The organism is Dyella caseinilytica, from assembly GCF_016865235.1.
In the GTDB taxonomy this organism is placed as follows: Bacteria; Pseudomonadota; Gammaproteobacteria; order Xanthomonadales; family Rhodanobacteraceae; genus Dyella_B; species Dyella_B caseinilytica.
This window is the reverse complement of sequence record NZ_CP064030.1, coordinates 680,223-706,593: the sequence shown is the minus strand read 5'-3', so window position 1 is coordinate 706,593 and position 26,371 is coordinate 680,223. Positions and strand designations below refer to the sequence as shown.

Annotated in this window: 16 protein-coding genes; 7 read left to right on the top strand and 9 right to left on the bottom strand. The window is 60.7% G+C overall.

The window, feature by feature from the left end; genetic code table 11:
• Positions 1-8: 8 nt before the first annotated feature.
• The 3 genes from clpB to rluD form a co-directional block, all read right to left on the bottom strand.
• Complete coding sequence (gene clpB, locus ISN74_RS02865) at positions 9-2,591, bottom strand: ATP-dependent chaperone ClpB (protein WP_188797214.1); 2,583 nt, start codon at positions 2,589-2,591, stop codon at positions 9-11.
• A gap of 235 nt (positions 2,592-2,826) precedes the next feature.
• Entirely contained in the window at positions 2,827-3,573 is a 747-nt protein-coding gene (pgeF, locus tag ISN74_RS02860; protein ID WP_188797212.1) for a peptidoglycan editing factor PgeF, read from the bottom strand.
• Positions 3,574-3,585: 12 nt separating this feature from the next.
• The gene (gene rluD / locus ISN74_RS02855) at positions 3,586-4,560 is read right to left on the bottom strand and encodes a 23S rRNA pseudouridine(1911/1915/1917) synthase RluD (protein WP_188797210.1); all 975 of its coding nucleotides are present in this window, start codon (positions 4,558-4,560) and stop codon (positions 3,586-3,588) included.
• 71 nt (positions 4,561-4,631) lie between these two features.
• Here rluD and ISN74_RS02850 point away from each other — a divergent pair, with 71 nt between their 5' ends.
• Positions 4,632-5,492, top strand: a complete 861-nt coding sequence (locus ISN74_RS02850; RefSeq protein WP_188797208.1) for an outer membrane protein assembly factor BamD — start codon at positions 4,632-4,634, stop codon at positions 5,490-5,492.
• 215 nt (positions 5,493-5,707) lie between these two features.
• Here ISN74_RS02850 and ISN74_RS02845 read toward each other — a convergent pair whose 3' ends face one another.
• Positions 5,708-7,348 carry an NAD+ synthase gene (locus ISN74_RS02845; RefSeq protein WP_188797206.1) on the bottom strand — a complete coding sequence of 547 codons (1,641 nt, stop codon included), beginning with the start codon at positions 7,346-7,348 and terminating at the stop codon, positions 5,708-5,710.
• A 284-nt stretch (positions 7,349-7,632) separates the two neighbouring features.
• On the opposite strand from ISN74_RS02845, the gene ISN74_RS02840 reads away from it, so the two are divergent.
• The gene (locus tag ISN74_RS02840) at positions 7,633-9,393 is read left to right on the top strand and encodes a sensor domain-containing diguanylate cyclase (RefSeq protein WP_188797204.1); all 1,761 of its coding nucleotides are present in this window, start codon (positions 7,633-7,635) and stop codon (positions 9,391-9,393) included.
• 4 nt (positions 9,394-9,397) lie between these two features.
• Here the strand turns inward: ISN74_RS02840 and ISN74_RS02835 are convergent, their stop codons facing one another.
• From ISN74_RS02835 to sucC, 4 genes are all read right to left on the bottom strand, one after another.
• Positions 9,398-11,566, bottom strand: a complete 2,169-nt coding sequence (locus ISN74_RS02835) for an NAD(P)-binding protein (RefSeq protein ID WP_203546693.1) — start codon at positions 11,564-11,566, stop codon at positions 9,398-9,400.
• Positions 11,566-12,543 carry an acetoacetate decarboxylase family protein gene (locus tag ISN74_RS02830; RefSeq protein ID WP_203546692.1) on the bottom strand — a complete coding sequence of 326 codons (978 nt, stop codon included), beginning with the start codon at positions 12,541-12,543 and terminating at the stop codon, positions 11,566-11,568. The genes ISN74_RS02835 and ISN74_RS02830 overlap by 1 nt, the downstream gene beginning before the upstream one ends.
• A 180-nt stretch (positions 12,544-12,723) precedes the next feature.
• The gene (gene sucD / locus ISN74_RS02825) at positions 12,724-13,599 is read right to left on the bottom strand and encodes a succinate--CoA ligase subunit alpha (protein WP_188797202.1); all 876 of its coding nucleotides are present in this window, start codon (positions 13,597-13,599) and stop codon (positions 12,724-12,726) included.
• Positions 13,600-13,613: 14 nt separating this feature from the next.
• A complete protein-coding gene (sucC, locus tag ISN74_RS02820) occupies positions 13,614-14,774 on the bottom strand; it encodes an ADP-forming succinate--CoA ligase subunit beta (RefSeq protein WP_188797200.1) in 1,161 nt (386 codons plus the stop codon).
• 382 nt (positions 14,775-15,156) lie between these two features.
• Between sucC and ISN74_RS02815 the strand changes: the two genes are divergently transcribed.
• Both ISN74_RS02815 and ISN74_RS02810 read left to right on the top strand, forming a co-directional pair.
• The gene (locus ISN74_RS02815; protein WP_188797198.1) at positions 15,157-16,761 is read left to right on the top strand and encodes a sensor histidine kinase; all 1,605 of its coding nucleotides are present in this window, start codon (positions 15,157-15,159) and stop codon (positions 16,759-16,761) included.
• Between the two features lie 145 nt (positions 16,762-16,906).
• Positions 16,907-17,713 (top strand): class I SAM-dependent methyltransferase, encoded by an 807-nt coding sequence (locus tag ISN74_RS02810; RefSeq protein ID WP_188797197.1) that lies wholly within the window; start codon positions 16,907-16,909, stop codon positions 17,711-17,713.
• A 160-nt stretch (positions 17,714-17,873) separates the two neighbouring features.
• Here the strand turns inward: ISN74_RS02810 and ISN74_RS02805 are convergent, their stop codons facing one another.
• Positions 17,874-18,836 (bottom strand): LacI family DNA-binding transcriptional regulator, encoded by a 963-nt coding sequence (locus ISN74_RS02805; protein WP_188799472.1) that lies wholly within the window; start codon positions 18,834-18,836, stop codon positions 17,874-17,876.
• 292 nt (positions 18,837-19,128) lie between these two features.
• Here ISN74_RS02805 and pgmB point away from each other — a divergent pair, with 292 nt between their 5' ends.
• From pgmB to ISN74_RS02790, 3 genes are all read left to right on the top strand, one after another.
• Complete coding sequence (gene pgmB / locus ISN74_RS02800) at positions 19,129-22,152, top strand: beta-phosphoglucomutase (RefSeq protein ID WP_229678966.1); 3,024 nt, start codon at positions 19,129-19,131, stop codon at positions 22,150-22,152.
• A 60-nt stretch (positions 22,153-22,212) separates the two neighbouring features.
• Entirely contained in the window at positions 22,213-24,786 is a 2,574-nt protein-coding gene (locus tag ISN74_RS02795; protein ID WP_188797193.1) for a TonB-dependent receptor, read from the top strand.
• A 301-nt stretch (positions 24,787-25,087) separates the two neighbouring features.
• Positions 25,088-26,350 carry an MFS transporter gene (locus tag ISN74_RS02790; protein ID WP_229678964.1) on the top strand — a complete coding sequence of 421 codons (1,263 nt, stop codon included), beginning with the start codon at positions 25,088-25,090 and terminating at the stop codon, positions 26,348-26,350.
• The last annotated feature ends 21 nt before the right edge of the window (positions 26,351-26,371 follow it).

The following is a 26,371-nucleotide window of genomic DNA, read 5'->3' as shown; positions in this document are numbered from 1 at the left end:
CCTTTGCTTTAGGCCTTATGGAACGAAAGATGTCCGCTTTCGGCACCAACCACAATCGTGTCACCGCTGGTGAAACGGCCTTCGAGAATTTCCCTGGCCAACGGATTTTCCAGCTGTTGCTGAATCGCACGCTTGAGCGGACGCGCGCCGTACACCGGGTCGAAGCCGACATTGCCCAACAGATCCAGCGCCTTGTCGTCGATCTCCAGCTTGAGCTGACGCTCGGCGAGGCGTTTTTCCAGATACACCAATTGGATCAACGCAATCTTGCGAATCTGCTTCTTTTCCAGCGGACGGAATACCACCAACTCATCCAGGCGATTGATAAATTCCGGACGGAAGTGTGCTTGCACCACGCCAAGCACCGATGCCTTCATTTGCAGATAATCGGCTTCCGAATCGCCAGCCTGCTCCTGGATCAGCTGTGAACCGAGGTTGGAGGTCATCACGATCACGGTGTTGCGGAAGTCCACTGTGCGACCCTGGCCATCGGTCAATCGACCGTCGTCCAGCACCTGCAGCAGGATGTTGAACACATCCGGATGTGCCTTTTCGACTTCGTCCAAGAGAATCACGCTGTAAGGACGACGACGCACCGCTTCAGTGAGGTAACCACCTTCTTCGTAGCCGACATAACCCGGAGGCGCGCCGATCAGGCGGCTCACGGAGTGTTTCTCCATGAACTCGCTCATGTCGATACGCACCATCGCGTCCTGCGTATCGAACAGGAATTCGGCCAGCGCTTTGCACAATTCGGTCTTGCCCACACCGGTGGGGCCGAGGAACAGGAACGAGCCATAGGGGCGATTCGGATCAGACAGACCTGCGCGTGCACGGCGAATCGCATCGGACACCGCGCGCACCGCTTCGTCCTGACCAACGACACGCTTGTGCAGAGACTCCTCCATGTGCAGCAGCTTGTCACGCTCGCCTTCGAGCATCTTGCTGACGGGAATGCCGGTCCAACGCGAGACCACCTCGGCGATTTCTTCCTCGGTGACGCGATCTTGCACCAGCTTGAATTCCTGCTTCTCGGCGGCCTGCGCAGCGGCGAGCTGCTTTTCCAGTTCCGGCAGCTTGCCGTACTGGATCTCGCTCATCTTGGCGTAATCCTGGCGCCGCTGCGCAGCCTCCAATTCGAGACGCGCCTGCTCGATCTGCTCCTTGACCTTGGTCGCACCTTGCAACGCAGCCTTTTCGGACTTCCACACTTCGTTGAGATCGGAGAATTCGCGCTCCAGTTTGCTGATATCCGACTCGAGATCGGCCAGGCGCTTCTTGGACGCTTCGTCGGTTTCCTTCTTCAGCATCTCGCGCTGGATTTTCAGCTGGATCAGGCGACGTTCCAGGCGGTCGATTTCTTCCGGCTTGGAGTCGATTTCCATGCGGATGCGCGACGCGGCTTCGTCCATCAAATCGATGGCCTTGTCGGGCAACTGACGGTCGGTGATGTAGCGATTGGAAAGCGTCGCCGCGGCAACGATGGCCGGATCGGTGATCTCCACGCCATGGTGCACCGCGTAGCGCTCCTTCAAGCCGCGCAGGATGGCGATGGTGTCTTCCACGCTCGGCTCGCCCACGAACACTTTCTGGAAGCGACGTTCCAGCGCCGCGTCTTTCTCAATGTATTTGCGATACTCATCGAGCGTGGTAGCCCCGATACAGTGCAGCTCGCCGCGTGCCAGCGCGGGCTTGAGCATGTTGCCTGCGTCCATCGCGCCATCGGCCTTGCCGGCACCGACCATGGTGTGCAGTTCGTCGATGAACAGGATGATCTGGCCTTCGTTTTTGGCCAGATCGTTGAGCACGGCTTTCAGGCGCTCTTCGAATTCACCGCGGAATTTTGCGCCGGCGATCAGCGCACCCATGTCGAGCGCCAGCACGCGGCGATCGCGCAGACCTTCCGGCACTTCGCCCTTCACAATGCGCTGTGCGAGACCTTCGACGATGGCGGTCTTGCCCACGCCTGGCTCGCCGATCAGTACCGGATTGTTCTTGGTGCGACGCTGCAGCACCTGGATGGTGCGGCGGATTTCTTCGTCGCGGCCGATCACCGGATCGAGCTTGCCGCTCTCGGCACGCGCGGTGAGATCGACACAGTATTTTTCCAGCGCCTGACGCTGCTCTTCGGCGTTTTCGCTCTGCACTTTTTCACCGCCGCGCAGTTTTTCGATCGCCGCTTCCAGGTTTGCCTTCGTGGCGCCGGCCGCTTTCAACGCTGAGCCGAGTTCGCCCTTGTCGTCCAGCGCGGCAAGCACGAACAGCTCGCTGGCGATGAATTGGTCGCCACGCTGCTGCGCCAGCTTGTCGGTGAGATTGAGCAGACGTGTCAGCTCATTGCCGGCGTGAATGTTGCCTTCCTGCCCGCTGACCTTCGGCAGCCGATCGAGCAGTTCGGCCACGCGCTGGCGAAACGCCGGCACATTGACGTGGGCCTGAGTGAGCAGCGGTCCAGTCGAACCGCCTTGTTGATCGAGCAGCGCCGCCATCACGTGCACCGGCTCGAGCATGTTGTTGTCGCGCCCCACTGCCAATGACTGCGCATCGGCCAGTGCTTGCTGGAAACGCGAGGTGAGTTTATCCATTCGCATTGATGTATCCCCAAAAAGGTTTGGCGGACACGCCGCCACTGCTCGGAGAGATGCGGACAGGGCGAGGCGATTCAAGCACGGCCAAGGATGGCACCAGGCGGCGGCTTCAGCTAGCAGCTAGCCACTGGCAGAGGGAATCGGGAAAGCAAAAAGGCCGTTTGTTTTTCCCGTTTGCGTTGCCGCATCAGGTGGGATCGCGCACCGCGCTTGCCCCATTCCGATTTCCCATTCCCGCCTATTCACCCAGCCAGATCAGGCTGGCGAAACGGCCGCTGCGGGCACCTTCCCGGCGATAGGAATAGAAACGCGTATCGGCGCGCGTATCGAATTGGCCACCGTAAATGCGCCTGACGCCAGCGGCCTGCAAACGCAGCCGCGCCAGCATGGCCAAATCACACAGCCAATGGCCCGGACGCGTGGCTTCAAAGGCGCTCTCGAAAGCGGCATCGTGGGCCAGGAATGCCTTGCGCACTTCCTCGCCCACCTCGTAGGACGGCTTGGCGATGCATGGCCCGATCCAGGCCATCACGCTTGCCGCTGATTGCTGCATTTGTTCGATGGTCTCTTCCAGGATGCCGGCCGCCAAACCTTTCCAGCCGGCATGGGCAGCGCCGATGGTGCCGCCATCCTGGGTGCAGAAGAGCACGGGCACGCAGTCAGCGGTGAGGATTGCCAGCACGGTGCCCGACAAATGCGATACGGCAGCGTCGGCCTCGGGTTCTTCGGGGCTCGGCAACGGGCCCAGGTCGGCGACGGTGGTGCCGTGCACTTGCCGCAACCAGCGCGGCTCGGCGGGCAAACCCAACGATTGCCGCAATGCTCCGCGATTGCTGCACACAATCTGGGCATCTTCGCCACTGCGCAGGCCGAGATTGAAGCGCCCGAACGGCGGTTGCGAGACGCCTGGGCCATCACGCGTAGTGACAGCCGCATGCACACTGGCCGGTGCGGGCCAGTCAGGAAAAATCCAGGCGTCGCTCATCGCCGGCATCGATCAATACTCGTCAGGACCGTTGGCAGCGAGATCGGCGCGCAAGGTCGCGACCAAGTCATCCATGTCTGCCGGACGCGCTGCCTCAAAGGCCAGCACCTCGCCGGTGGCCGGGTGTTCGAAGGACAAACGCTCGGCGTGCAGGGCCTGGCGCCGAAATCCACGCAACGCCGCCGTCAATTCAGGGGTGGCGCGCTTGGGCAGCTTCAGGCCACCGCCGTACAGCGGATCGCCGATCAGCGGATGCCCAATATGTGCCAAATGCACGCGGATCTGATGCGTGCGCCCGGTTTCCAGATTGCACTGGATCAGGGTGTGGGCACGGAAGCGTTCGCGCAGGCGGTAGTGGGTGACGGCGTGTTTGCCGTCTTCCTCGTCGCGCACGGCTTGGCGCAGACGATCGCTCATATGGCGGCCAATCGCGGCGTCCACGGTGCCGCCGGCAATCAGGGGGCCCAGCACCACGGCTTCGTACTGCCGCTCGACCGTATGCTCGGACAGCATCCCGACCAGTGCCGTGTGGGTCGGCAGGGTCTTGGCGACGACCATCAGGCCGGAGGTGTCCTTGTCCAGGCGGTGCACGATGCCGCCACGCGGCAGCTCGGCCAGTTTCGGGTCGTGATGGAGCAAGGCGTTGAGCACCGTGCCAGCCGGGTTGCCAGCACCCGGGTGAACCACCAGCCCGGCGGGCTTGTTCAGGACCAGCAGGTGGTCGTCCTCGTGGACGATGTCCAGGGCGATGTCCTCGGGGGCACTGGCTACCTCGGTCTCCAGTTCGGCTTCCAGAAGCACCCGCTCACCGCCCCGCAGCAGGTATCGGGGCGCGGCTGGCGCCCCGTCCAGGGTCACCGCGCCAGCCTTGACCCACGCGGTCAGGCGGGAACGGGAATAGTCCGGGAACATCTCGGCCAAAGCTTGGTCGAACCTCCGACCCGCAGCCGACAGAGGCACCACTGCCTCGTGACGAATGATGGTCATGCCGGTTCCCCCGGCTGGCGGCCGGTTTCGGCTATGATCCCTTTTCGCTCAAACATCTGAACCCCTTACTCATGCGCGTAATCAAGCTGCCGGTCGCTCCGACATCTGCCCTTAAAGTATTGATGGTGCTCGTTCTGGCTGTGACGATGAGCGCTTGCTCGTGGTTCCGGCACAGCGGCGATCCGCTGGATACCTTGCCGTTGCCGCTGCTTTACGCCAGGGCGCACAACGATCTGATCCATTCCGATTACTCGGCGGCCGAGAAAGCCTACCAGCGCCTTATCGCCCGCTTCCCGTCCGGTCCGTTCAACGAACAGTCCCAGTTGGAACTGGCGTATGCGCAGTACAAGAACAACAAGCCGGATGATGCGTATTCCACCATCAATCGCTTCATCAAGGCCAATCCGCTCAATCCACATGTGGATTATGCCTATTACCTGCGCGGCCTGATCAACTTTGATCGCACCAGCGGTGTGATCGAGCGCGCCTTTGCCAGCGAACAGGTCGGCGCACAGACGCGTCGCGACCAGGGCTACAACCTGAAGGCGTTCGACGATTTCTCTGAACTCAGCCGTCGCTTCCCGGACAGCGCCTACGCCGCGGATGCTCGTCAGCGCATGATCTACCTGCGCAACGTGCTGGCCCAGTTCGAGATCAACGTGGCCAAGTTCTACATGCGCAACAAGGCCTATGTGGCCTCGGCCGATCGCGCCCAATACGTGATCGAGCATTACCAGGAATCGCCGCAAGCAGGCGATGCGCTGGCCATCCTGTGCCGAAGCTACCTGAGCCTCAACGAGAAGCAACAGGCTGAGCAGGTGCGTCAGGTGCTCGCACTCAACTACCCGAATCATCCTTACCTGAAAGATCCGAAATGGCCGCATTCGCCGTCGGTGCTGCGTAAGATGATTCCGTTCTCGGCTCATTACTGAGCCAGCGATCTTCGTCATCAAAAAAGCCGGCGCACCGAGAGGTCGCTGGCTTTTTTTGTGGACGGAGTTATATCCCTGACTTGATCCGGGAATAACCTTACGAGTTCCAGCAAGAAATGTTGGGTTACGCTGCGCTAGGCCAACCTACGCACGGCACGCCGATTCAGGCCTGTGACGTGCGCATGGAGATTCGGACGTTCAAGGAAGGACACCTTTTATTTCCAGCCTGACGTAATCGGATAACGCCGCTCGCGCCCAAATGCGCGGGTGGTGACGCGCGGTCCTGGTGCGGCTTGGCGCCGCTTGAATTCGTTGACCAGCACCAGACGCACGACACGGTGCACGGTGTTTTCGTTGAATCCTGCCGCGATGATTTCCGCCTGCGATTGTTCGTCCTCGATGAAGCGGGCGAGGATCGCGTCGAGTTCGTCGTAGGGCGGCAGGGAATCCTGGTCGGTCTGGTTGTCACGCAGTTCGGCGGACGGCGGGCGCTCGATCACGGCAGGTGGGATGACCCAATCGTCGCTTTGCCCTGTGTGGCGTGCCTGCGAGGTGTTGCGCCAACGCGAAAGACGGTAGACCTCGGTCTTGTACACGTCCTTGAGCGGCGCGTAGGCCCCGCACATGTCGCCATAAAGCGTGGCATAACCTACCGCCATCTCGCTCTTGTTGCCGGTGGCCAGCAGCAGGCGTCCGTGTTTATTGGACAGCGCCATCAGCATCACGCCGCGCGTGCGCGACTGCAGATTCTCTTCGGTGGTATCGGGTTTCTTGCCCTGGAACAGCGGCGTAAGCGCCGTCATGAACGCATCGTAGGTCGGCTCGATACCGAGCACGTGATACTCCACGCCGAGGCGTTCGGCCTGACCACGCGCGCCCTCCAGCGAAAGCTGCGAGGTATAGCGCATCGGCATCATCACCGCGGTGACGCGATCGGGGCCGAGTGCATCGACGGCCAGCGCCAGGGTGAGTGCGGAATCGATACCGCCAGACAGACCCAGCAGCACACCGCCGAAACCGTTCTTGTCGATGTAATCGCGAATGCCACGCACCAACGCGGCGTACAGCGTGGCTTCGTGCGAGGTGTCCGGCACCGTGGGCCAATCCAGCGCATGCAGGGTGCGATCGGTTGGATCGAAATCGGCCCACAGCAAGGCATCGACAAACGACGGCGCGCGTGCCGCGATGCTGCCATCGGCATTCACCAGCAGGCTGCCGCCGTCATAGACGACTTCATCCTGGCCGCCGACCAGGTTGAGATAGACCACGGCACATCCGGTTTCCTTGGCGCGCTCTGCCAACACCTCTTCGCGCGCCTGCTGTTTGGCGGCGTCCCAGGGTGAGGCATTGATCACCACGATCAGTTCCGCACCGGCTGCGGCCACTGCCGCGGCGGGCTCGGCCTGCCAGATGTCCTCGCAAATCAGGTACCCGACACGCACGCCATCGACGATCGCCACGGCGCCGGTGCGTCCTGGGCGGAAATAGCGCTTATCGTCGAACACGCCGTAATTGGGCAGGATCTGCTTGTGGGTGATCTGCATGATCTGACCACCGCGCAGGAAGGCGGCAGCGTTGTAGACCTCGCCCAGGCTATGGGGAAAACCGACGATAGCGGTCAGGCCGTTGGTCTCGGCGGCCAGCTCCTGCATCGCATCCTCGCAGGCGGCGAGGAAGCTGGGACGCAGCAGCAGATCCTCGGGCGGATAACCGCTGATGGTCAGCTCTGGGAAAACGACCAGTGACGCATCGCCGGCGCGTGCCCGCGTCATCAGCTCGTGGACCTTGGCGGTATTGGCGGCCACAGCGCCGACGGGGAAATCGTATTGGGCCAGAGCCAGGCGGAGCGCAGCCATCGTTGTACTTGTCCAAGGGCGATTGGCGGTAAATGGTAGTGGAAGCGCAAAGAACAAGAGCCACGCGGCCAACTTTGTAGCGTGTTTTGAGCCTCCTCGTTGAAGACAATCCTCAGCGATATCGACCGAGGCGAGACCGCGGCGCTCCTGCCCCTGTGCATAACTGCCGGGCAATCATTGCCGATGGCGCGTTTATTGCTGCGCGGAGGGCTCCTTGCACAGCGCGCGCATCACGCGGCATGCAGGTGTACCATCCCCCGACGCAGACTGACAAAGGGGCAGATTTGCGTACTCGTCAGCACGCACAGGAACGCGCGTTACCCCGGTCGCTGGGCCGCGGTTTGATGGTGGTGCTGTGGCTTTTTCTTGCCCTTGTCGTGTCGCCGATCTCCCGAGCCAGCAGCCCCTTTCCGCTATTCGGGCCACCTCCGCAAGAGCCCGCTGTCGTCACCTACAAGGCGTCTGCCGGTGAACAAGCGCCGTCAGACTATGCCGCGCTGGATAGCTGGCTTGCCTCGCGTACCCGCGTACCTTCCGTCAACATGTTGGGCGGCGATTTCTGGCTGGTCTCGCGCTTCACCCCCAACCCGCCTGTTTCCGATTGGGTGGTGACGTTCGACAACACCTATTACGACAACGCCACCCTGTGGGTGCTTGGCGATGATGGCCTGCGCAAGCAGTTTGAAAGCGGTGCGGACACGGGCGTCAACGACACCCCGCGTGGTACGGCCCCGGTCACCCTTACACCGGGTCATCACTACGCGGTGGTGATCCATGTGACCTCGAAGTTCTTCACCGCCTTGCCGCGCATCGATGTGCACACACGTGCGCAGTATCACAAGCGCCGCACCAGCGAATCGGCGCTGATGCTCGGTTCGCTCGGGGTGCTGTTCGGGCTGGGCATCTTCATTCTGTTCGTGGGTCTGTGGATCAGGGATCGCAGCTACACGCTTTACGGATCGCAGGCATTGATCCTGGTACTCGGCTGGGGATTCTTTTTCGGCGTGCCGCAAGGCTGGTTCGGCATCAACACGGAACCGGTGAATTTTGCGCAATGGTTCATCCTGCTACCGGTCGTGCATGCACGCTTCACCATCCGCTTTCTTGATCTGAAGCGGCACGCGCCGCGCATGGCGCGTGTCGGCTTCGGCATTGTGATGGCATCGATCATCGCCTTGCCGGTTTCACTTTGGATTCCCTCGCTGGCGTTTCTGCTTGCCACCGCAGCGGTGTCGATCGTGGTGCTGTTTTCCGCCAGCATGGGCGTATGGTCCCTGCTGCACGGCGTGCGGCGCGCACGCTTCTTTACCCTTGCTTTCATGGCAGTGTTGATACCGGGTTCGATCATCCTGCCGGTGAATTTCGGCCTGGTGCCCAGCATTGTCGACAACGCCGATCTGCTGACCTTGATTGGCAACAGTTGCGAAGCCATGCTGCTGGCTTTTGCGCTAGCCGATCACGTGAAACTGGTCGAGGATGGTCGCGAGCGCTTCCGGCGTGGCATGCAAGAGGCCATTGCCAAAGCATCCATTGATACGCTGACCGGCCTCGGCAATCGCCTTGCGTTCAACGTGATGATCGAAGAAATCACCCGGCGCGAGAACACCGATCCGGCCCAGGGTACGTGGCAGATCGCGATGATCGATCTGGATGGCCTCAAACAGATTAATGACAGTCAGGGCCATGAACGCGGCGACGAACTGTTGCATGCGGTGGGAGAAGGTCTGGCCCGACTGGGATATATGATTCGCGCCTTCCGCCTTGGCGGTGACGAATTCGCGCTGATCGCCTATGGCGACGAACTCGGCCAGCAGCGGCTGACCCGCGCGCTGGCCGAACTGGATCGCGCACTGCGCGAAAGCCATAGCCCGGATGCAGGTATCAGCTTCGGTGTATGCAGCGCGCCCGCCAACCAGCGGCAATTGAGCAGCGCCGATTTTGCCGAGCTGATCCGCGAAGCCGATCGCACGATGTACGCACACAAATCCAAGCGTCGCAACGAACGGATCGTCGAGCTGCCCGTGTCGGAACTCGGCAGCGAGTGAGGCGCTACCAACCGTGCTCGCCCTGGATGGCCTGCGGCACGCCGCAGATCGCGCGACTCGCCTGCATGCCACCCATCACTGCCGCTTCCACGCAACCGGCATCGAGTCCGGTTTTCAGCCAGTCACCGGCCAGAAACAGGTTGGAGAACCCGGATTGATCGGTGCGCAGGCGATAACGGCTGGTGTCGACCAGCGATAGCACATAACGCTCGGACGGGTCGATATTGGCGCGCCAGAACTGGCTATCGAAACGCGCCTCGCCAGAGCCGTTGGTGGGATCGACCAACCACTCCCAGGGGAAACCGCTTGCGCCGACGTTATTCCATAGCGGGCGCATATCCGTTTGCAATTGATGGATCGCCGCTGTTTTCACGAGTGTCGCGCATTGCGCAGGAAAGTCGTGATCATCCGGCGATGGATAGGATGCCAACGCCAGCGCATTACAGAAATAGGCGATGTTTTTCGGTGCTTGATCGAGCGGCCAGGTTTCGCGACAAAGCAGCTGATCCATCGATGCCCAGGTATCGAACGGTTCGGTGAACCCGGACAGCACGGGCTCTTCGCCATGATCGCCCGGATAACTCCAGCCCATGCTCTGCAGATCACGGCTCAGCCATAACTGGTATGCCTGCGTGGCGACAGCCGCCACCTTCTCGTTGCATTGCCGTAGTGGTTCGCTGATCGCCAACAGCGGTTGCGCCACCTCCACGAGACTGGCCACCGACAATCCGAACACCACCTGATCGAAATCGACACCACGCTGCAGGATCTTCCTGGGCAAGGGATGACCCATGGCCTGGCGATAGACCTCCGGCCAGTTCGACCAATGACTTTCCAGATTGATCTGGTTTTGCTGCAGCAGCGTTGCCTGTTGCGGGTCGATCTGCGCATAGCGCGGTGTCGATGGCCAAGACGGCAACCCGTTTACGTCAATCAACGGATCGTAGGCATCTGCCGTCAACGCCACCTGCTGTTCTAGTTCGATTTCTTCCACATCGCTGTTGCTGGCATCGGGCCGCAGTTCGCACAATTTGTGGAAATAATGAAAACGCACACCACGCCGCTTGAGCACGTCATACAGCGGCGCGAAAACCACATCCCCCATGCCGGCCTGCATCTTGTACATCAACGCACCGCGATACCCCAGACCCACCTTGAGCATGCCGCGCAACATGGTGCCAGCTTCGATATTCGGCTGTTGCGGATCGCCGTTTCGATAAGCAAATACCAGATCGTAAAAACCGCGCACCGGTGCACCATCGACGCTTACCGGCTGCGCGCCGTGCTGCGCCAGCCACACGCGGAACTCAGCGTTGTTGATCACTTCGAAACCCTTGCTGACTACGTCATCCACCAACATGCCGATGCCGACGGCCAGCGAAAGATCCATCGCCATGTACAGCCGTCGCCAGTCGTCCGACCAAGCGTCGGGATTGCCGAATGGAGCCGCCACATCATGCAGGGCCTGCTGCAGGTGTTGCAGCAGCGTCAACACCGAAGGCCAGTCGGCCATGGCAGGCGTCTTTGCTGCAGCATGCGCCAGATCACGTGCCTTGCGCGCAACCACTAGCGGGTCGCCCACATCCTCGTATGCCGTGAGTCCGGCGCGTGCTGCCGCCAGCAGATCCCGCAGGCGGCTTTCATGCTGCGTGCCGATGCGAAACGCCTTGCCTGCATGGAAGAAATAGGCTTTCGCCCAGGATTCCAGCCATGAACGCTGCCAATCGAGCAGCTCGGCAATCGCTGCCTCTACGCCCTCCTGCACACGCGGCGTGCCCGGTATGCCGGGAAGTTCCGGTGTCTCGATCGGCCACACGCGCCAGCTGGCCTCGATCAACTCGGCAAGGCAAACATAGTGCTGCGGCTTGAACGCATCCGTCCATGTCGCCAGCGGACTGCCGACCGGACGATCCAGTTCGGCGTAGGCCTGCTGCATCAACTGGAAAGCGTTGTCGTAGAAACCGAACCAGATGTGCAAGCCATGTTCTTCAATACGCTGTGCAATCGCCGCGTTGCGTCCGCTTGCACCCTTGCCGCCAAGGCGCCAGCCCATCTGGTACACATCGATTTGATAGTGCTGCTGCCAGTTTTCTGTACTGGTCAGCCAGAACGCTGCCGTCATGGCGCCAACACCGCCACCGAGAATGGCGATGCGTTGAGGTTGGGTCGCCATCAGGCCTGCTCCACGTCGATGCGCGAGTTGTCGACCAGTTCCACTGCGGCGCCGACTTCAAAATCGAAATCGATGCAAAAACCGCAATGCGCCGGCTGCACGCCAAGCTGCCAACCCAGCGTGTGATGCAAGGGAAAACTATCGAAGGGATGCACACGAAGATCGTAGCGGCCACTCAATAGCGACAATCCGTGGATCGTCTTGATCTTCGCCGGCGCCGCGACGATGGCTTGATACACCGCTTGATGTCCGCTGCCATCGGGAAATTGTTTCAGGAAGATCTGGTCGACGCCGGGAAAGAAGTCGAACCATTCGTCGAACTTCTTCCGCCACGCCGGATGCGTATTCCAGAAACCCGGTGTCTGGTGCATGCAGGCGATCAAACCTTCGCGCCACGCCATGACATCCTTGGTCGGTTCGTCCTTGACGCCAACGGTGGCATCGAGATCGAGCAATGGATGCATCGACAATTCCGTTTCCGGCGAATACGGCTGGAAACCTTTGGCGGCAAGTCGGAATGTCGTCGGCGGCTCATCATGCCCGGGCATCGCGTACAGGCATTCGTATTTGGGATAGCCGTACAACTCGCGCCCGTTGATCAGCGCCATGCAATCGTCGACCCAGATATGCAGCGGATAAGCGTAGAAACTGGGCCATTCCTCGCCGGGCTTTGTGCAACCCACCATCACCCAGGTGACGATGTCGATCTCCCGGCCCCAGCCCTTCACCACATCCATCGGATACGCGCTGTGTGCATGGCGGATATCCGCAAAACTCAGCAACACGTAATGCGTCAGCACGGTGAAATGCATCTGTTTGCGGCTGCAGGCATTAAGCATGCGATCCACGCTTGCCTGCAAGGCAGCTAGATCACCGGCGACCCAGAAACCATAGAGACGCGCCTGGTCCAACGCCAATGGCGGGTGCATCAACGGCGAACCCGACGGATAAAGGAACGGCGGACGTGTAGCAGGCATGCAAGCACCCCCAATGCCACCCTCTGCGGTTCCTTTACGCTGGCACGAAACGGCGTGGTTGTCGATTTACTTTCTGTGCCCGCGCGACGGCAAGCGGCCTGACTGTTACATGTTTGATACAGCCAAAAAGAAAGGGCCGCGTCACCGCGGCCCTTTCAGGATCACCCGAAGGCAATCGAATTACTTCTTCAGCAGACCAGCCAGCGTCTTGCCGAGATCAGCAGGCGACTTCACCGTGGTGACGCCAGCCTTTTCCAGCGCGGCGAACTTCGCAGCTGCCGTGCCCTTGCCACCGGAGATGATGGCGCCGGCATGACCCATGCGCTTGCCGGCCGGAGCCGACGCGCCTGCGATGAAGGACACCACCGGCTTCTTGACGTATTCGCCAATGAACTCGGCCGCTTCTTCCTCGGCGCTGCCGCCGATTTCGCCGACCATGATGATGCCTTCGGTCTGCGGATCGTCCTGGAACAGCTTCAGGCAGTCGATGAAGTTCAGGCCGTTGATCGGGTCGCCACCGATACCGATACAGGTGGACTGGCCCAGGCCTTCGTTGGTGGTCTGGAACACAGCTTCATAGGTCAGCGTGCCGGAACGCGACACGATGCCGACCTTGCCCGGCTTGTGGATGTGACCCGGCATGATGCCGATCTTGCACTCGCCCGGGGTGATGATGCCGGGGCAGTTCGGCCCGATCAGCACGGTTTCCGGATGCTGTGCCAGCACGTTCTTCACGCGCAGCATGTCCAGCACCGGGATGCCTTCGGTGATGGTGACGATCACGCGCACGCCGGCGTCGATCGCTTCGAGGATCGAGTCGGCCGCGAACGGCGGCGGCACGAAGATCACCGACGCATCGGCGCCGGTTTCGTCGACCGCTTCGGCCACGCTGTTGAAGACCGGCAGGCCGATGTGCTCGGTGCCGCCCTTGCCCGGGGTCACGCCGCCGACCACCTTGGTGCCGTAGTCGATCGCCTGTTCGGCGTGGAAGGTGCCCTGCTGGCCGGTGAAGCCCTGCACGATCACCTTGGTGTTTTTATTAACGAGAACGCTCATGACTTAGATGCTCCTCACTTCGCGGCAGTCACGGCTTTCTTCGCCGCGTCGTTGAGATCGTCAGCCGGCGTAATCGCCAGACCGGAGTTGGCCAGCAGTTCGCGGCCCTTCTCCACGTTGGTGCCCTGCAGGCGCACCACCACCGGAATCTTCAGCCCCACTTCCTTCACCGCGGCGATGATGCCTTCGGCGATCAGGTCGCAGCGCACGATGCCGCCGAAGATGTTCACCAGGATGGCGCGCACCTTGTCGGAGGAAAGGATCAGCTTGAACGCTTCAGTGACGCGCTCCTTAGTGGCGCCGCCGCCGACGTCGAGGAAGTTGGCCGGCTCGCCGCCTGCCAGCTTGATCACGTCCATGGTGGCCATGGCCAGACCCGCACCGTTCACCATGCAGCCGATGTTGCCGTCCATGGTCACGTAGTTGAGGTTGTGCTGCACGGCCGCGGCTTCCGCAGCGTCTTCCTGCGTGAGGTCGCGCATCTTGGCCAGATCCGCATGGCGGAACTCAGCGTTGTCGTCGGAGTTGACCTTGCCGTCGAGGGCGGCGAGGTTGCCGTCTTCGAGGATGGCGAGCGGGTTCAGCTCGACCAGCGACAGGTCTTTCTCGTTGAACAGCTTGTACAGGCCCAGCATGATCTTGGTCAGCTGGGTGACCTGCTTCGGATTCAGATCCATCGCAAAGCCGAGCTGGCGGCACTGGTACGGCTGCAGGCCTTCGACGAAATCCACCACGATGGTGTGGATATCATCCGGCGTTTCCTTGGCGACCTGTTCGATATCCACGCCGCCATGCTTGGAGGCGATGAACGTGACGGCCTTGCTGTCGCGGTCGACCAGGATCGACAGGTACAGCTCCTTGGCGATGTTGGTGGCATCGGTGACCAGCACCAGGTTCACCGGCAGCGCGCGGCCGGCGGACTGGTAGGTCTCCATGGTCTTGCCCAGCATGCCCTTGGCGGCGGCATGGACGTCATCCAGGCTCTTGCAGAACTTGACGCCACCGGCCTTGCCGCGACCACCTGCGTGGATCTGGGCCTTGACCATCCATTGCGAACCACCAAGGTGCTTGGCGGCGTCGACAGCGGCGTCGGGGGAATTGGCAACTTTGCCCGGCGGTACGGCAATACCGTAGTGCGCGAACAGCTCTTTGGCCTGGTACTCGTGGAAATTCATTCGATACCTCGAGTGAATGGGGAAGAATCGAGCCTGCACGGTAGCCACAGCACAGACTTGGGAGAACGGACGGCGGTGATACGCACTACCGGCGTGCAGTGCGCCGCGGCCATGGGTCAACATGGCGAAAACCGCGCAATACGGCCCGGTATTTTCGCGGAAGAGTGAGCTAATGGAAAGGGGAGGCTCCGTGGTATTTGCTTCCTCACCCCTTTGGGGAGAGGATTGAGGTGAGGGGGCAATCTTGCGAAAGTGGTGCATCGAAGTTCGCTTCGATGTTGTTCTGTCGCAAGATTATCCCCTCGCCCCTGCCCTTTCCGCGCGGTGGAGAGGGAGCAACCACCACCATTCGTGAGCCCAAAACCCCGTGTCCAATCGCGCGATGTCCGATTCGCCCAACAGCACGACGACCCGCCACGAATTATTGTTTCTGAATTATTTCCGCCTGGCCCAGGCGCTGGTTTACGTCGGGCTGGCCTTCACCCCGACCGGCATGGGCTGGCCGCATCTGGACAACATAGGGCTGGCGCGCATCGTTGCCGCAGCCTACTTGCTCTTTGCGCTGGCGATCCTTTCGGTCACCCATCTGACCCGTACACTGGGCTGGCTGGCGATCCTGGGCACCTTGCTGGGCGACATCATCGCCGCTGTGCTGGCCATTGCCGCCATGAACGACGCGCGCATCGGCATCGCGATGATGCTGGCGGTGAACCTGGCCGCAGGCGCCCTGCTGCTGCCCCTGCGGCTAGCCTTGTTCCTGGCAGCGCTCGCCACGCTAGGTGTGCTGGGTCGCACTTTGCTGTCCCTGCCGCACGCGGGGGCCACGGATGACCGGGATTTTCTTGAGTCGGGCCTGTTCGGCATGGCCTATTTCGCGATCGTCGTGCTGTGCCACGTGCTTGGCCGCCAGTTGCGCGCCAGTGAAGCGTTGGCCGAGCAGCGCAGCATCGATCTGGTCAATCTTTCGCAAGTCAACGAACTGATCATCCGGCGCATGAAAACCGGCGTGATGCTGGTGGACGATGCCAACAGGGTTCACCAGATCAACGAATCGGCGTGGATGCTGCTGGGCAATCCCTCTTCCGACCAGCGCGACCTGGGGCGCGTTGCGCCGGAGCTGTCGCGCCGCCTGTATCACTGGATCACCTCCGGCAAGCTGGACGAAACGGCGACGCAGCTGGCCGATGGCATGCCGGAAGTAGTGCCGCGCTTCAGTCGCCTGGCACCGAATGACGACTCGCTGGTGCTGATCTTTCTCGACGACACCTCACTGGTTTCGCGCCGCGCGGAAGAACTCACGCTCAGTTCGCTCGGACGCCTCTCCGCATCGATCGCGCACGAGATCCGCAATCCGCTCGCGGCCATCCGCTACTCCGCGCAGTTGCTGGCCGAATCCAGCGACATGAATCCCACCGATTTGCGCATGGTGGAGATCATCAACAACCATTGCAGTCGCCTCAACGAAATCATCGAGAACATCCTGCAGCTGTCGCGACGTGAACGCTCGCGTCCTGAAACGCTCAATCTCGGCGACTGGGGGCATGGCTTTGTCGAGGAATACAAGCAGGGCAACGACCTTGGCAGCGATTCGTTGCGTGTGATCGACAACAGCGCCGCGCCGGTGATTGCCGTGGCCGATCCGCAACAGTTACAGCAAGTCGTGTGGAATCTGGTGCAGAACGCCCTTCGCTATGGCCGCATGCCGGGTGAATCTGCCCGTGTGATGGTGGTCGTGCGGCATGGCGAACATGGCGTGCCGATCTTGGAAGTGATCGACCGCGGTCCGGGCATCGCACCGAAAGTCGCAGCACAGATTTTCGAGCCTTTCTACACCACGCATGAGTACGGCACGGGGTTGGGGCTTTATCTCGCGCGGCAGATGGCCGAAGCCAATCAGGCAGCATTGGAATACGTCCGCGTCGCGGGCGGTGGCAGTTGCTTCAGGCTTGTTCTGACGCCACCGGCGAGGATTGAGCCGGCGGTGTAAGCGCAGAGTTAGCAGAACGGCGGATCATCTTGCTTGGCGAATACTGTCGGCAAATCGCTCGCCCTGCGAACCGCAGCACGGTAGGCTTGAGGGGATGATCACTGGACCGGTGATGCTTGTATTAACTCCTGCTCAGGAGAGATGTGTGCAGACGTGGAACATCCGGCAAAGCATTGGTGACCTTCTCGCGATCCGCGATCAATTGGGCCCGGTGTATGGCAGTGAAGACCTCTGCATGCTTCTTTACAGTCTGGTGCGCCGCGAACAGCCGCTCGTCGTTGTCGAACTGGGCACCGGCCTGGGCGCGACCACGGCATGGATAGCTTCGGCTTTGAAGGAAATCGGCGCTGGCCGCATTTATACCTTCGATAACGGCAGTCATTTTCAGGATGCCTCCGTCAAGGCATTTCTTTCGCAGCTTACGGGCGAGCTACAGGACCTCGCTCGATTGTCGCAAACGGGTTCTTACGAAGCATGCATGGCGTGGATCTTCAATCGTGTCGATGTGGCCGATAGGGTCCAGTTCGTCAAAAGCGATATCGACTTCAATGCGCGAGCAGTAGAAGCCGTCGCCCAGGGGCAAAAAATCGATTTGCTGTTTTCCGATTTCAACCACGCACCCAAGACGATCATCCAGTTGCTTGGCGGGTATTTGGCGCACATGAACACCACGTCTGCCATTTATATCGATAGCGCATCCACCTACCTTCCTTCGTATTGGATGCTCGATAACCTGGTACAGATGCTCAACGCAAAACGCATTCCAGCGGCACTGCGCCACGGGCTCGATGGCGATCAATGGACAGCACTCAACGAACTGGTCGACAGATGCCATTTCCAGTTGGTGCATCTTGTCGAAAAGACACCGAGGAGCCAAAACAGCACGGCTTGGTTACGCATTGCCTCCGATGACTTGTTTCCTGCGCATGCCACGAACGTGCGATTCCAGTAGTTGACCGACGCGGGACGCCAGTGAGGGAATGGCGCTAGCGGTCTGCTGATCTATCTGACGAGTTGAATCTCCTCAGCGTCATTCCGGCGAAGGCCGAAATGACGCTGAGGCATGATTTCAGTTCATCGCGTTGTGTTGATCGGATCGCAACTGCACCCACTCACGTCGACCGCACCACCAACGTCGTCGCCATCATCTGCGATTGCACCGCCTGCCCCTGGATCAACGCCAACACCTTGCGTGCCAGCAGCACACCACCTTCCTGCCAGTTCTGCCGCACCGTACTGAGCGGAGGCAGGAAGCTTGCACCAAGCGGTGTGTCGTCGTAACCGATGACCGATACGTCGTTGGGCACGGACTGCCCCAATTCCACCAGCGCGCGAATCGCCCCCATCGCCAGCAAGTCGCTGCAGGCGAAGATCGCATCGAAGCGGACTTTACGCTCCGCCAGCGAGCGCACCGCATCCACGCCGGACTCGAGCGTGAAATCAACCCGACGTAACAGCAGCGGCTTGATGCCATGGCCGGCGAGTTCGTCCACAAAACCGAACAGACGCTGCGCCATCTCAGGGTGATCGGGGTTGCCGATAAAAACAGGATTGCGCCGCCCAATCGACAGAAAGCGCTCAGCGGCGCTGATGCCGCCCTGACGGTTATCGCTGCCGACGACGATATGGTTGTCGCCGCCCTGTCCGGCCGCGCCCCAGACGACCATCGGCAAGCCCAGCCTGTCGTACAGGCGCACGGCTTCCTGCCGGGCGCCCTGCCCGAGCAAGATCAGGCCATCGGCGGCCTGCACCGAAGCATTGCCCGCATCCTGGCGGGTCGTCAGCAGCACGCTGTAACCGGCCGAGGTCAACTCCTGCGTGATACCACCCAGCAGGGACAGCGGATAGGGATCCCACATGGTGCGCCCGGACGACGGCTTCATCTCCACGATCACCGCCACGGTATGGCTGCGCCGCAGACGCAGATTGCGCGCGCTCACATTGAGCTTGTAACCATGCTTGCGCGCCAGCGCCTGTACCCGCTCGCGGGTCTCAGCGTTGACCAGAGGGCTTTCGCTCAGTGCCCGCGAAACGGTGATCTTGGATACCCCCGCCAGCTCGGCCAGATCAGCCATGGTCAGGCTGGGCCGTTGCGCAAGAGGTTGTTTCTTCTTGGTTCCCGTCAAGAGACGCCCCTCTCAATCCGTTTGGCGAATGGCCGTAAGACGTGGCAAGTGTGGCCCGACCCTACCTGTCCGTCCAACCCGTTGAGTCACTGCATTCGTATGCACTCCTCCGCATAATGCTGCGTCGCGACAATGATATCGATATCTTGATATCGATATCATTCGCGCCTATGCTCGGCCCAGCGACAGGCCTCAAGGCCGAAAAAGAGAAGATCGAGCAAGCATGCCAAGGGGAGAGAACGTGCAAAGTCACGAAGCGCTAGCTGCTGCCAGGGACCAGGCATCACAGGGATCCATCAATCCCTGGCGCCTGACCCGTGCACGGCGTGCCACTGCCGCTGAACAACCCACCCTGGAAAGTCTGTTTGCCTTATCCAACGGCACACTGGGCGTGCGCGGCGGCCTGGAAGAACAGGGCAGCCCCACCCAGGACACCTTCCTTAGCGGTGTCTGGGAACGCACGCCTATCGAGTATCACGAGCGTTTCCCCGGCTTCGCCCGCACCAGCGACACCCGCATTCCGGTACCGGACGGCACCCGCATCGGACTGCGCCTGGGTGAAACGCTGGTCGATCTGGATGAAGGCGAATGGCTGAATTTTGAGCAGACGCTGGACCTGCGTGCCGGCGGCCTGCAACGTACGCTGCACTGGCGCTCCCCCACGGGTGTGACCCTGCAGATCGACGCGGAGCGGATCGTTCCCCTGCACACGCCTAACCTCCTGTGCATCCGTTACCGCGTCACCTCTATCGACTACAGCGGCCCGGTCACTCTCGAATCGGCGCTGATAGCCAGCAACACCGCCACCGAACAAGGCGACGATCCGCGCATGGGCGCGCGCGTCGCCGGTGGTCTCAGCATCACGGCATCCGATGCCGATCATGTGCAGGCCTCGATCTGCCAGCGCACGCAGAACAGCCATATCCGCCTTGCCAGTGGTCAGCGCCATCGCATCGTGTCATCCGATCTCACGTTTGCCCGCGCGATCATCGAAGACGCAGAAGGCGTACAGCAGCACTACGCGGCAGAACTGCGTCCCGGCGGCAGCGTCTCGCTGGAAAAATACGTTGCCTACGCGTGGACACGTCCCGAAGGCGGCGACACCCAGCAATCCTTGCTCGATACCGTCGCTGCCACGCTTGAAAACGCCATCAAGCAGGGCTTTGACGTATTGCGCAAAGAACAGGCCGCTGCCTGCGACGCGTTCTGGCGCGAAGCCGACCTGAAGATCGAAGGCGATCCCGCCGTCGAACAGGCCCTGCGTTTCAACTTGTTCCACATTCTGCAATCCACGGGTCGTGACGGCAGCGGTAGTGCGGCCGCAAAAGGACTGACCGGCGAAGGCTACGAAGGCCATTATTTCTGGGACGCCGAGGCTTTCATCCTGCCCGTGCTTGCGCTGACCTCACCGGATCAGGCGCGCAGCATGCTGCAATACCGTGTGAGCACGCTTGAGCGCGCTCGCCATCATGCGCGTGAAATGAATCATCCTTTGGGCGCCTTGTACGCATGGCGCACCATCAGTGGTGACGAATGCTCGGCCTACTTTCCATCGGGCTCAGCGCAATACCACATCAACGCCGCCATCGCGTTCGCCATTCACCTTTACATGCAAGCCACCGGCGACATCGACTTCCTGACGCAAGGTGGCGCTGAAGTCCTGTTTGAAACCGCGCGACTCTGGCTGCAAGTCGGCAACTACAATCCGCGCCGCAACAACGCATTCTGCATCTGTCAGGTCACCGGTCCTGACGAATACACCGCGCTGGTCGACAACAACTACTACACCAATCACATGGCGCAGCAGCATCTTCGCTACGCCGCCGATGTCGCGTCGCAATTGATGAAGGAGCGCCCGCGCGACTACGCACGCGTCATCAGCGCGATCGATCTGTCCGACAAGGAAATCGCTGCGTGGCGAGCTGCTGCCGACGCCATGTATCTGCCCGTCGATCCGGCCCTGAACATCTTCCCGCAGGATGACGACTTTCTCGACAAGCCGCGTCTTCCGATCTCGCAACATGGCGAGCACGAACACCGTCCGCTGCTGCTGCAAATGCATCCATTGACGATCTATCGCCATCAGGTGTGCAAGCAGGCCGATGTGTTGCAAGCATTCGTGCTGGCCGGAAACGCCATCGACAAAACCATGAAGCGGCGCAACTTCGATTACTACGAAGGTGTGACCGTGCACGATTCCACACTGTCGGCATCAACCTTCAGCATCGTGGCATCAGAAGTGGGCTATGCCGACAAGGCGTATCGCTACTTCCTCGACACGCTCCGCGTGGATCTGGACAACCTGCACGGCAACACCTCACATGGCCTGCACATGGCCGCCATGGCCGGCAGCTGGCTGGCATTGGCGTGGGGATTCGGTGGCATGCGTCCGGTCGATGGCGTACTCGCCTTTGCGCCAACACTGCCATCCGCGTGGCGCAGCTACCAGTTCGGCCAGCGCTGGCAACGCCGACATATCCGCGTGGCAGTGCAAGCCGATGGCGTGACCTACACACTCACGCAAGGCGATTCGCTGCAGATTCTGCATCACGGCGAGCCCGTAACACTGCATGCGGGACAAACCTTGCACCGGCCGCTGACGCCGCCTTCGCCAACGCATAACGTCAAGGGCGTCATCTTCGATCTCGACGGTGTCATCGCCGATACGGCGGTCGTACATCACGCTGCCTGGAAAAAACTCGCTGCAGAGATCGGCATTCCGTTCGACGATGCGGTTGGAGAGCGGCTCAAAGGCGTGGATCGCCGCGCATCGCTGGATATCCTGCTCGAAAAGGCAACACGGCCCTACTCCGAAGAAGAAAAAGAGACCCTGGCAACACGCAAAAACGACTACTACCGGCAACAGATCGAACGCTTCGGGCCACAGAATCTGTTGCCAGGCGCGCGCATCACGATCGAATCGGTGCGCCACGCGGGCATGAAGATTGCGCTGGCCTCAGCCAGCCGCAATGCACCTCTTTTGCTGGAAAAACTCGGCATCGCCGATTTGTTCGACTACGTGGTCGACGCCAACCACATCAGCCGTGCAAAGCCCGATCCGGAGATTTTCCTGGTCGCCGCGCGCGGCCTCGGATTGGCACCGAGCGAATGCCTCGGCGTGGAAGACGCCGCGGCCGGAATTGCCAGCATCCACGCTGCGGGAATGACAGCGGTGGGAATTGGCCAGCCGCAGGCATTGGCTGGAGCAGACCTGCTTTTGCCGGACGTAGCCGCGTTCGACATCAGCCGATTTAAAAAGACATAAGCGGCTAACCGACGTGGCACAGCCACGCGATCACAAACAAACCGTTGGGGAGAACGATTGATGAAAACCAAGCCACTCACGCAATTGGCGCTATCGACAGCCATCGTCGCAGCGCTAGTATCCGGGACCGCTTACGCGCAGCAAACCAGTCAGACGACACCCACTCAAAGTTCGACCACCACAACGGCCCCCGCAAGCGCAGCAGCGCCCGCGAGTCCCGGCGGGCAACAGGCTGCCAACGCCAAGAACGCATCGACGTTGCAACAGGTCGTTGTGACCGGCACGGCCACCTTCGGAGGCCTGAAGAAGATCGATGCTGCTTATTCGATTACTTCCATGTCCTCGCAACAGATCAAGGAAGCCAATCCTGTCAGCGCCGCCGACCTGCTGAAGCAATCACCGGGCATCTTCGCCGAATCCTCCGGCGGCCAGACCGGCGCCAACATCGAAGTGGCCGGCTTTCCGAGCGGCGGTGACGCGCCCTTCGTAGCATTCCAGCTCAACGGCTCGCCGGTATATCCGCAGAGCGACTTGTCCTTCATGGACCTCTCCTCGATGGTGCGCATCCCCGACGACACCATCGACCGCGCGGAAATCGTGCAAGGTGGCCCAGCCGTCCTTTACGGCGCCGGCATGCCTGGTGTCACCGCGAACTTCATCCTGAAGGAAGGCACCGATGTGCCATCGGGCGACATCGGCGTCACGTATGGCACGGATGACTTGAAGCGCGTGGATGGCTGGGTCGGTTTCAAGATCTCGAACAACTGGTACGGCAGCTTTGGTGGCTGGTTCCGCTCGGACAACTATCGTGATCCGCACTTCACCACACCCGGCGACTACGGCGGTTCGCTGAGCGCCACGCTGTCGCGCGACTGGGATAGCGGCGAGCTGATGTTCTATGCCCACGCTCTGACGGACAAAAACCAGTTCATCGCCGATACGCCCATCTACAACCCGAGCCGAGGGAATTTCAGCGCATACCCCGGCTTCAACCCACTCACCGGCAGCCTCGGCAGCGCGGCTGACCAGTTCGAAACCATCCAGACCACGCCATGCCACACCACCGGCTGCACCCCCGGTGGCATTCCGGTGAACCTCGCCGATGGACGCGGCACCACGGTCTACTCGTTCGGCAGCAATTTCGATTGGGATTTCGGTAACGGCTGGACGATTTCGAACAAGCTCAATTACACCAACAGCGACTCCACGCAGATCGCGTTCTACAACACCAGTGCGAACCCGGAATCGCTGAGCAGCTACATTTCCGCCGCGGAAACCGCCGACAAGCTGCCCACCAACATGGCTGTCTCTGCCAACTACACCAATGGGCAGCCGGCAAACTTGAATCAGGATGTCCTCACCGAAGGACTCTGGTACGTGCACAAGCAACTCAACTCGATCAGCAACGAGTTCCATGTCAGCGATGAAATCTTCGATGGCAATACGCTGACCGCGGGCAACTACACCGCCGTCTACGACGATCACGACCAGTGGTACCTGGGCAACAACATGCTGTTGCAGGCCCAGAGCAACCCGAGTCCGATCGTGGTCAATCTCACCGATCCCACCGGCACCTATCAGCTGAGCAGCAACGAAGGCTTCGTCAGTGGCCCCACCGATGCACTCCGGGAGCGGTGGTACGGTGTGAACACCGCGTTCTTCCTCACCGACACCTGGAAAATCGGCCAGTGGTTGATCGATGCCGGCATCCGCGACGAGCACGAGTGGCAGAACGGCGCCTGGCAGAACTCAACCACTGGTAACCTCGATCCCAGCCCGTACACGTTGTACAACATGAATTCGACGTATCTGGCGCCGGGCATGACCTACATGAAGTACTCCAAGACGGCACCGTCCTGGACGATCGGCGCCAACTACGAGTTCACCCCAAGCATGAGCGCTTACGTGCGCCTCAATGACGGCGTGATCTTCCCCAGCTTCGACAACCTGCGCGGCGATTACCCGAGCGGAACCCCGGTGGAGAAAGTCCACAACCAGGAAATCGGCTTCAAGTACCAGAACAGTTGGGTCTATGTGGATGCCAGCGCCTACCATCGCCTCTTCTACGGCGTGCCCTACAGCTTCACCAATCCCCAGGGCTCCATCCAATACCTGCTGTACGGCGCCAATACCAAGGGCGTGAATCTGTCCACCACGTTCACGCCGTTCGAGCATTTCTCATTGCTGCTGAGCGGCGACTACATGGATGGCCACTACACCAACACCGGTCTTGAGGAATACACCAACGAAGCCGGCCAGGAAGCATTTGCCAGCATGTACGGCATGGTGCTGCAGCGTCAGCCCAAGCTGCAGTTCCGCATCAGGCCCGCCTACACCCTGCCGACCAGCTGGGGCAGCCTGCGCGCATGGCTCACCTACGAATACATCGGTCCACGCTACGAAGATCTGATCGAGTCGCAACCGCTGGGTTCGTACTACGACCTGAGTTTCGGCGTGCAAGCCAACGTTGGGCAGCATTGGGTGTACAGCGTGAGCGGCACCAACATGACCAACCAGATCGGCCTGACTGAGGGCAACGCGCGTGAGTTCGGCTTTGCTAACCAGAACGGCGTGATCCTGGCGCGCTCGATCCTGGGCCGCGAGGTACAAGGTCAGATCAAGTACCAGTTCTGATGCCCCAAGAGTTAGTCGCCCTCCCCTCCCTGGGGCACCCATGGCCGGGTGCCAATGCACCCGGCCATGGCCTTTCCACAGTGTGAGAGTTGTAGAGTTTGATGGGCGACGGGGCAGAGGCGCTTCCGATGAGTTCTTTCACGTTGCCAAGGAATGCCGTCATTCGTCGTCCCGGCGAAGGCCGGGACCCAGTGACTTCGTGTGTTGCAAAGACGCTGGGTCCCGGCCTTCGCCGGGACGACGGTGAGGCAAGATCAAGACTCAGCTCCCAAGAAAGCAGTACCCACAGCAGCAGGTCACCATGAACCGTTTCCGCATGATCACCGCGCTGGCCATGATCTATATGGTCTTCGCGATCCTGCTCAACAGCGTCGGCACGGTCATCCTGCAATCGATCTCTACCTTCGGCGTCGACAAACCACAGGCCAGCCTGCTGGAATTATTCAAAGATCTGCCGATCGCCATTACCTCCTTTCTGGTTGCTTCATTCCTTCCCCTGCTCGGCTATCGGCGCGCGATGATGATCGCGCTGGGCATCGTGGCTTGCGCCTGCGTGCTGATGCCGCTTTACCCAAGCTTCCACACCACCGAACTGCTGTTCACTTGCGTCGGCGTGTCCTTCGCACTGACCAAGGTGGCGGTGTACTCGTCGATTGGCCTGGTAACCAGCGATCGCGCCGAACACGGACGACTGACCAACACCATCGAAGGCTTGTTCATGGTCGGCGTGTTGATTGCCGGCTGGTTGTTCAGCGCGTTCGTGGATCCCCAGGCACCGGGCAATCCTTCCTGGTTGAACGTCTATTGGGTGCTCGCGGTCGCCTGTGCGCTCGTCATCGTATTGTTGGTCACCTCGCGAATGGACGAATCTGCCGCGCGCACGGATGAAACCAAATCGATGCGCGGCTCATTGCTGGAGATGGTGCACCTGTTCCTGCGTCCGCTGGTCTATGTATTCCTGGCTTCCGCTTTTCTGTACGTACTGATCGAACAGAGTTTCAGCACGTGGCTGCCGACGTTCAATAACGAGATCCTCAAGCTGCCCAATGCGATGAGCATCCAAATGGCAACGATTCTCGCCGCAGCATCCGCCACAGGCCGCATCGCCGCCGGCCAGGTGCTACGGCGCATCCCCTGGTATGCACTGCTGAATATTTGCGTGGTCGGCATGGGCCTGCTGGTGACGTTGACACTGCCGCTGGCGCATGGAGTGACCGCGCATGCCAATGTCGGGTGGTTCAATGCGCCGATCGCCGCCTATCTCATTCCGCTGATCGGCCTGCTGATGGCGCCGATTTATCCCGTCATCAATTCGGTCGCACTGAGCTCGCTACCCAAGCCTTCGCACGCGGCGATGACCGGCTTGATCGTGATTTTTTCCGCCCTGGGTGGCACGCTTGGCTCGCGCATTACAGCGATTGTCTTTTCGCGCTTTGACGGCATCCATGCCTTCTATTTTTCGCTGGTGCCGATGTCGCTGATCCTGATTACCCTGTTCTTGTTCAAGCGCGAAACCGATCGCGTTGGCAACACCACGGCAAGCATCAAACTCGCCGCCAAATAGCGCGCTCCGGAACAGAGAGCG

What these genes read in the sequence shown, in the direction of transcription:
- clpB (WP_188797214.1), bottom strand. Translation starts at nt 2,591, where the DNA reads ATGCGAATGGATAAACTCACCTCGCGTTTCCAGCAAGCACTGGCCGAT.
- pgeF (WP_188797212.1), bottom strand. Translation starts at nt 3,573, where the DNA reads ATGAGCGACGCCTGGATTTTTCCTGACTGGCCCGCACCGGCCAGTGTG.
- rluD (WP_188797210.1), bottom strand. Translation starts at nt 4,560, where the DNA reads ATGACCATCATTCGTCACGAGGCAGTGGTGCCTCTGTCGGCTGCGGGT.
- ISN74_RS02850 (WP_188797208.1), top strand. Translation starts at nt 4,632, where the DNA reads ATGCGCGTAATCAAGCTGCCGGTCGCTCCGACATCTGCCCTTAAAGTA.
- ISN74_RS02845 (WP_188797206.1), bottom strand. Translation starts at nt 7,348, where the DNA reads ATGGCTGCGCTCCGCCTGGCTCTGGCCCAATACGATTTCCCCGTCGGC.
- ISN74_RS02835 (WP_203546693.1), bottom strand. Translation starts at nt 11,566, where the DNA reads ATGGCGACCCAACCTCAACGCATCGCCATTCTCGGTGGCGGTGTTGGC.
- ISN74_RS02830 (WP_203546692.1), bottom strand. Translation starts at nt 12,543, where the DNA reads ATGCCTGCTACACGTCCGCCGTTCCTTTATCCGTCGGGTTCGCCGTTG.
- sucD (WP_188797202.1), bottom strand. Translation starts at nt 13,599, where the DNA reads ATGAGCGTTCTCGTTAATAAAAACACCAAGGTGATCGTGCAGGGCTTC.
- sucC (WP_188797200.1), bottom strand. Translation starts at nt 14,774, where the DNA reads ATGAATTTCCACGAGTACCAGGCCAAAGAGCTGTTCGCGCACTACGGT.
- ISN74_RS02815 (WP_188797198.1), top strand. Translation starts at nt 15,157, where the DNA reads ATGTCCGATTCGCCCAACAGCACGACGACCCGCCACGAATTATTGTTT.
- ISN74_RS02805 (WP_188799472.1), bottom strand. Translation starts at nt 18,836, where the DNA reads ATGGCTGATCTGGCCGAGCTGGCGGGGGTATCCAAGATCACCGTTTCG.
- ISN74_RS02795 (WP_188797193.1), top strand. Translation starts at nt 22,213, where the DNA reads ATGAAAACCAAGCCACTCACGCAATTGGCGCTATCGACAGCCATCGTC.
- ISN74_RS02790 (WP_229678964.1), top strand. Translation starts at nt 25,088, where the DNA reads ATGAACCGTTTCCGCATGATCACCGCGCTGGCCATGATCTATATGGTC.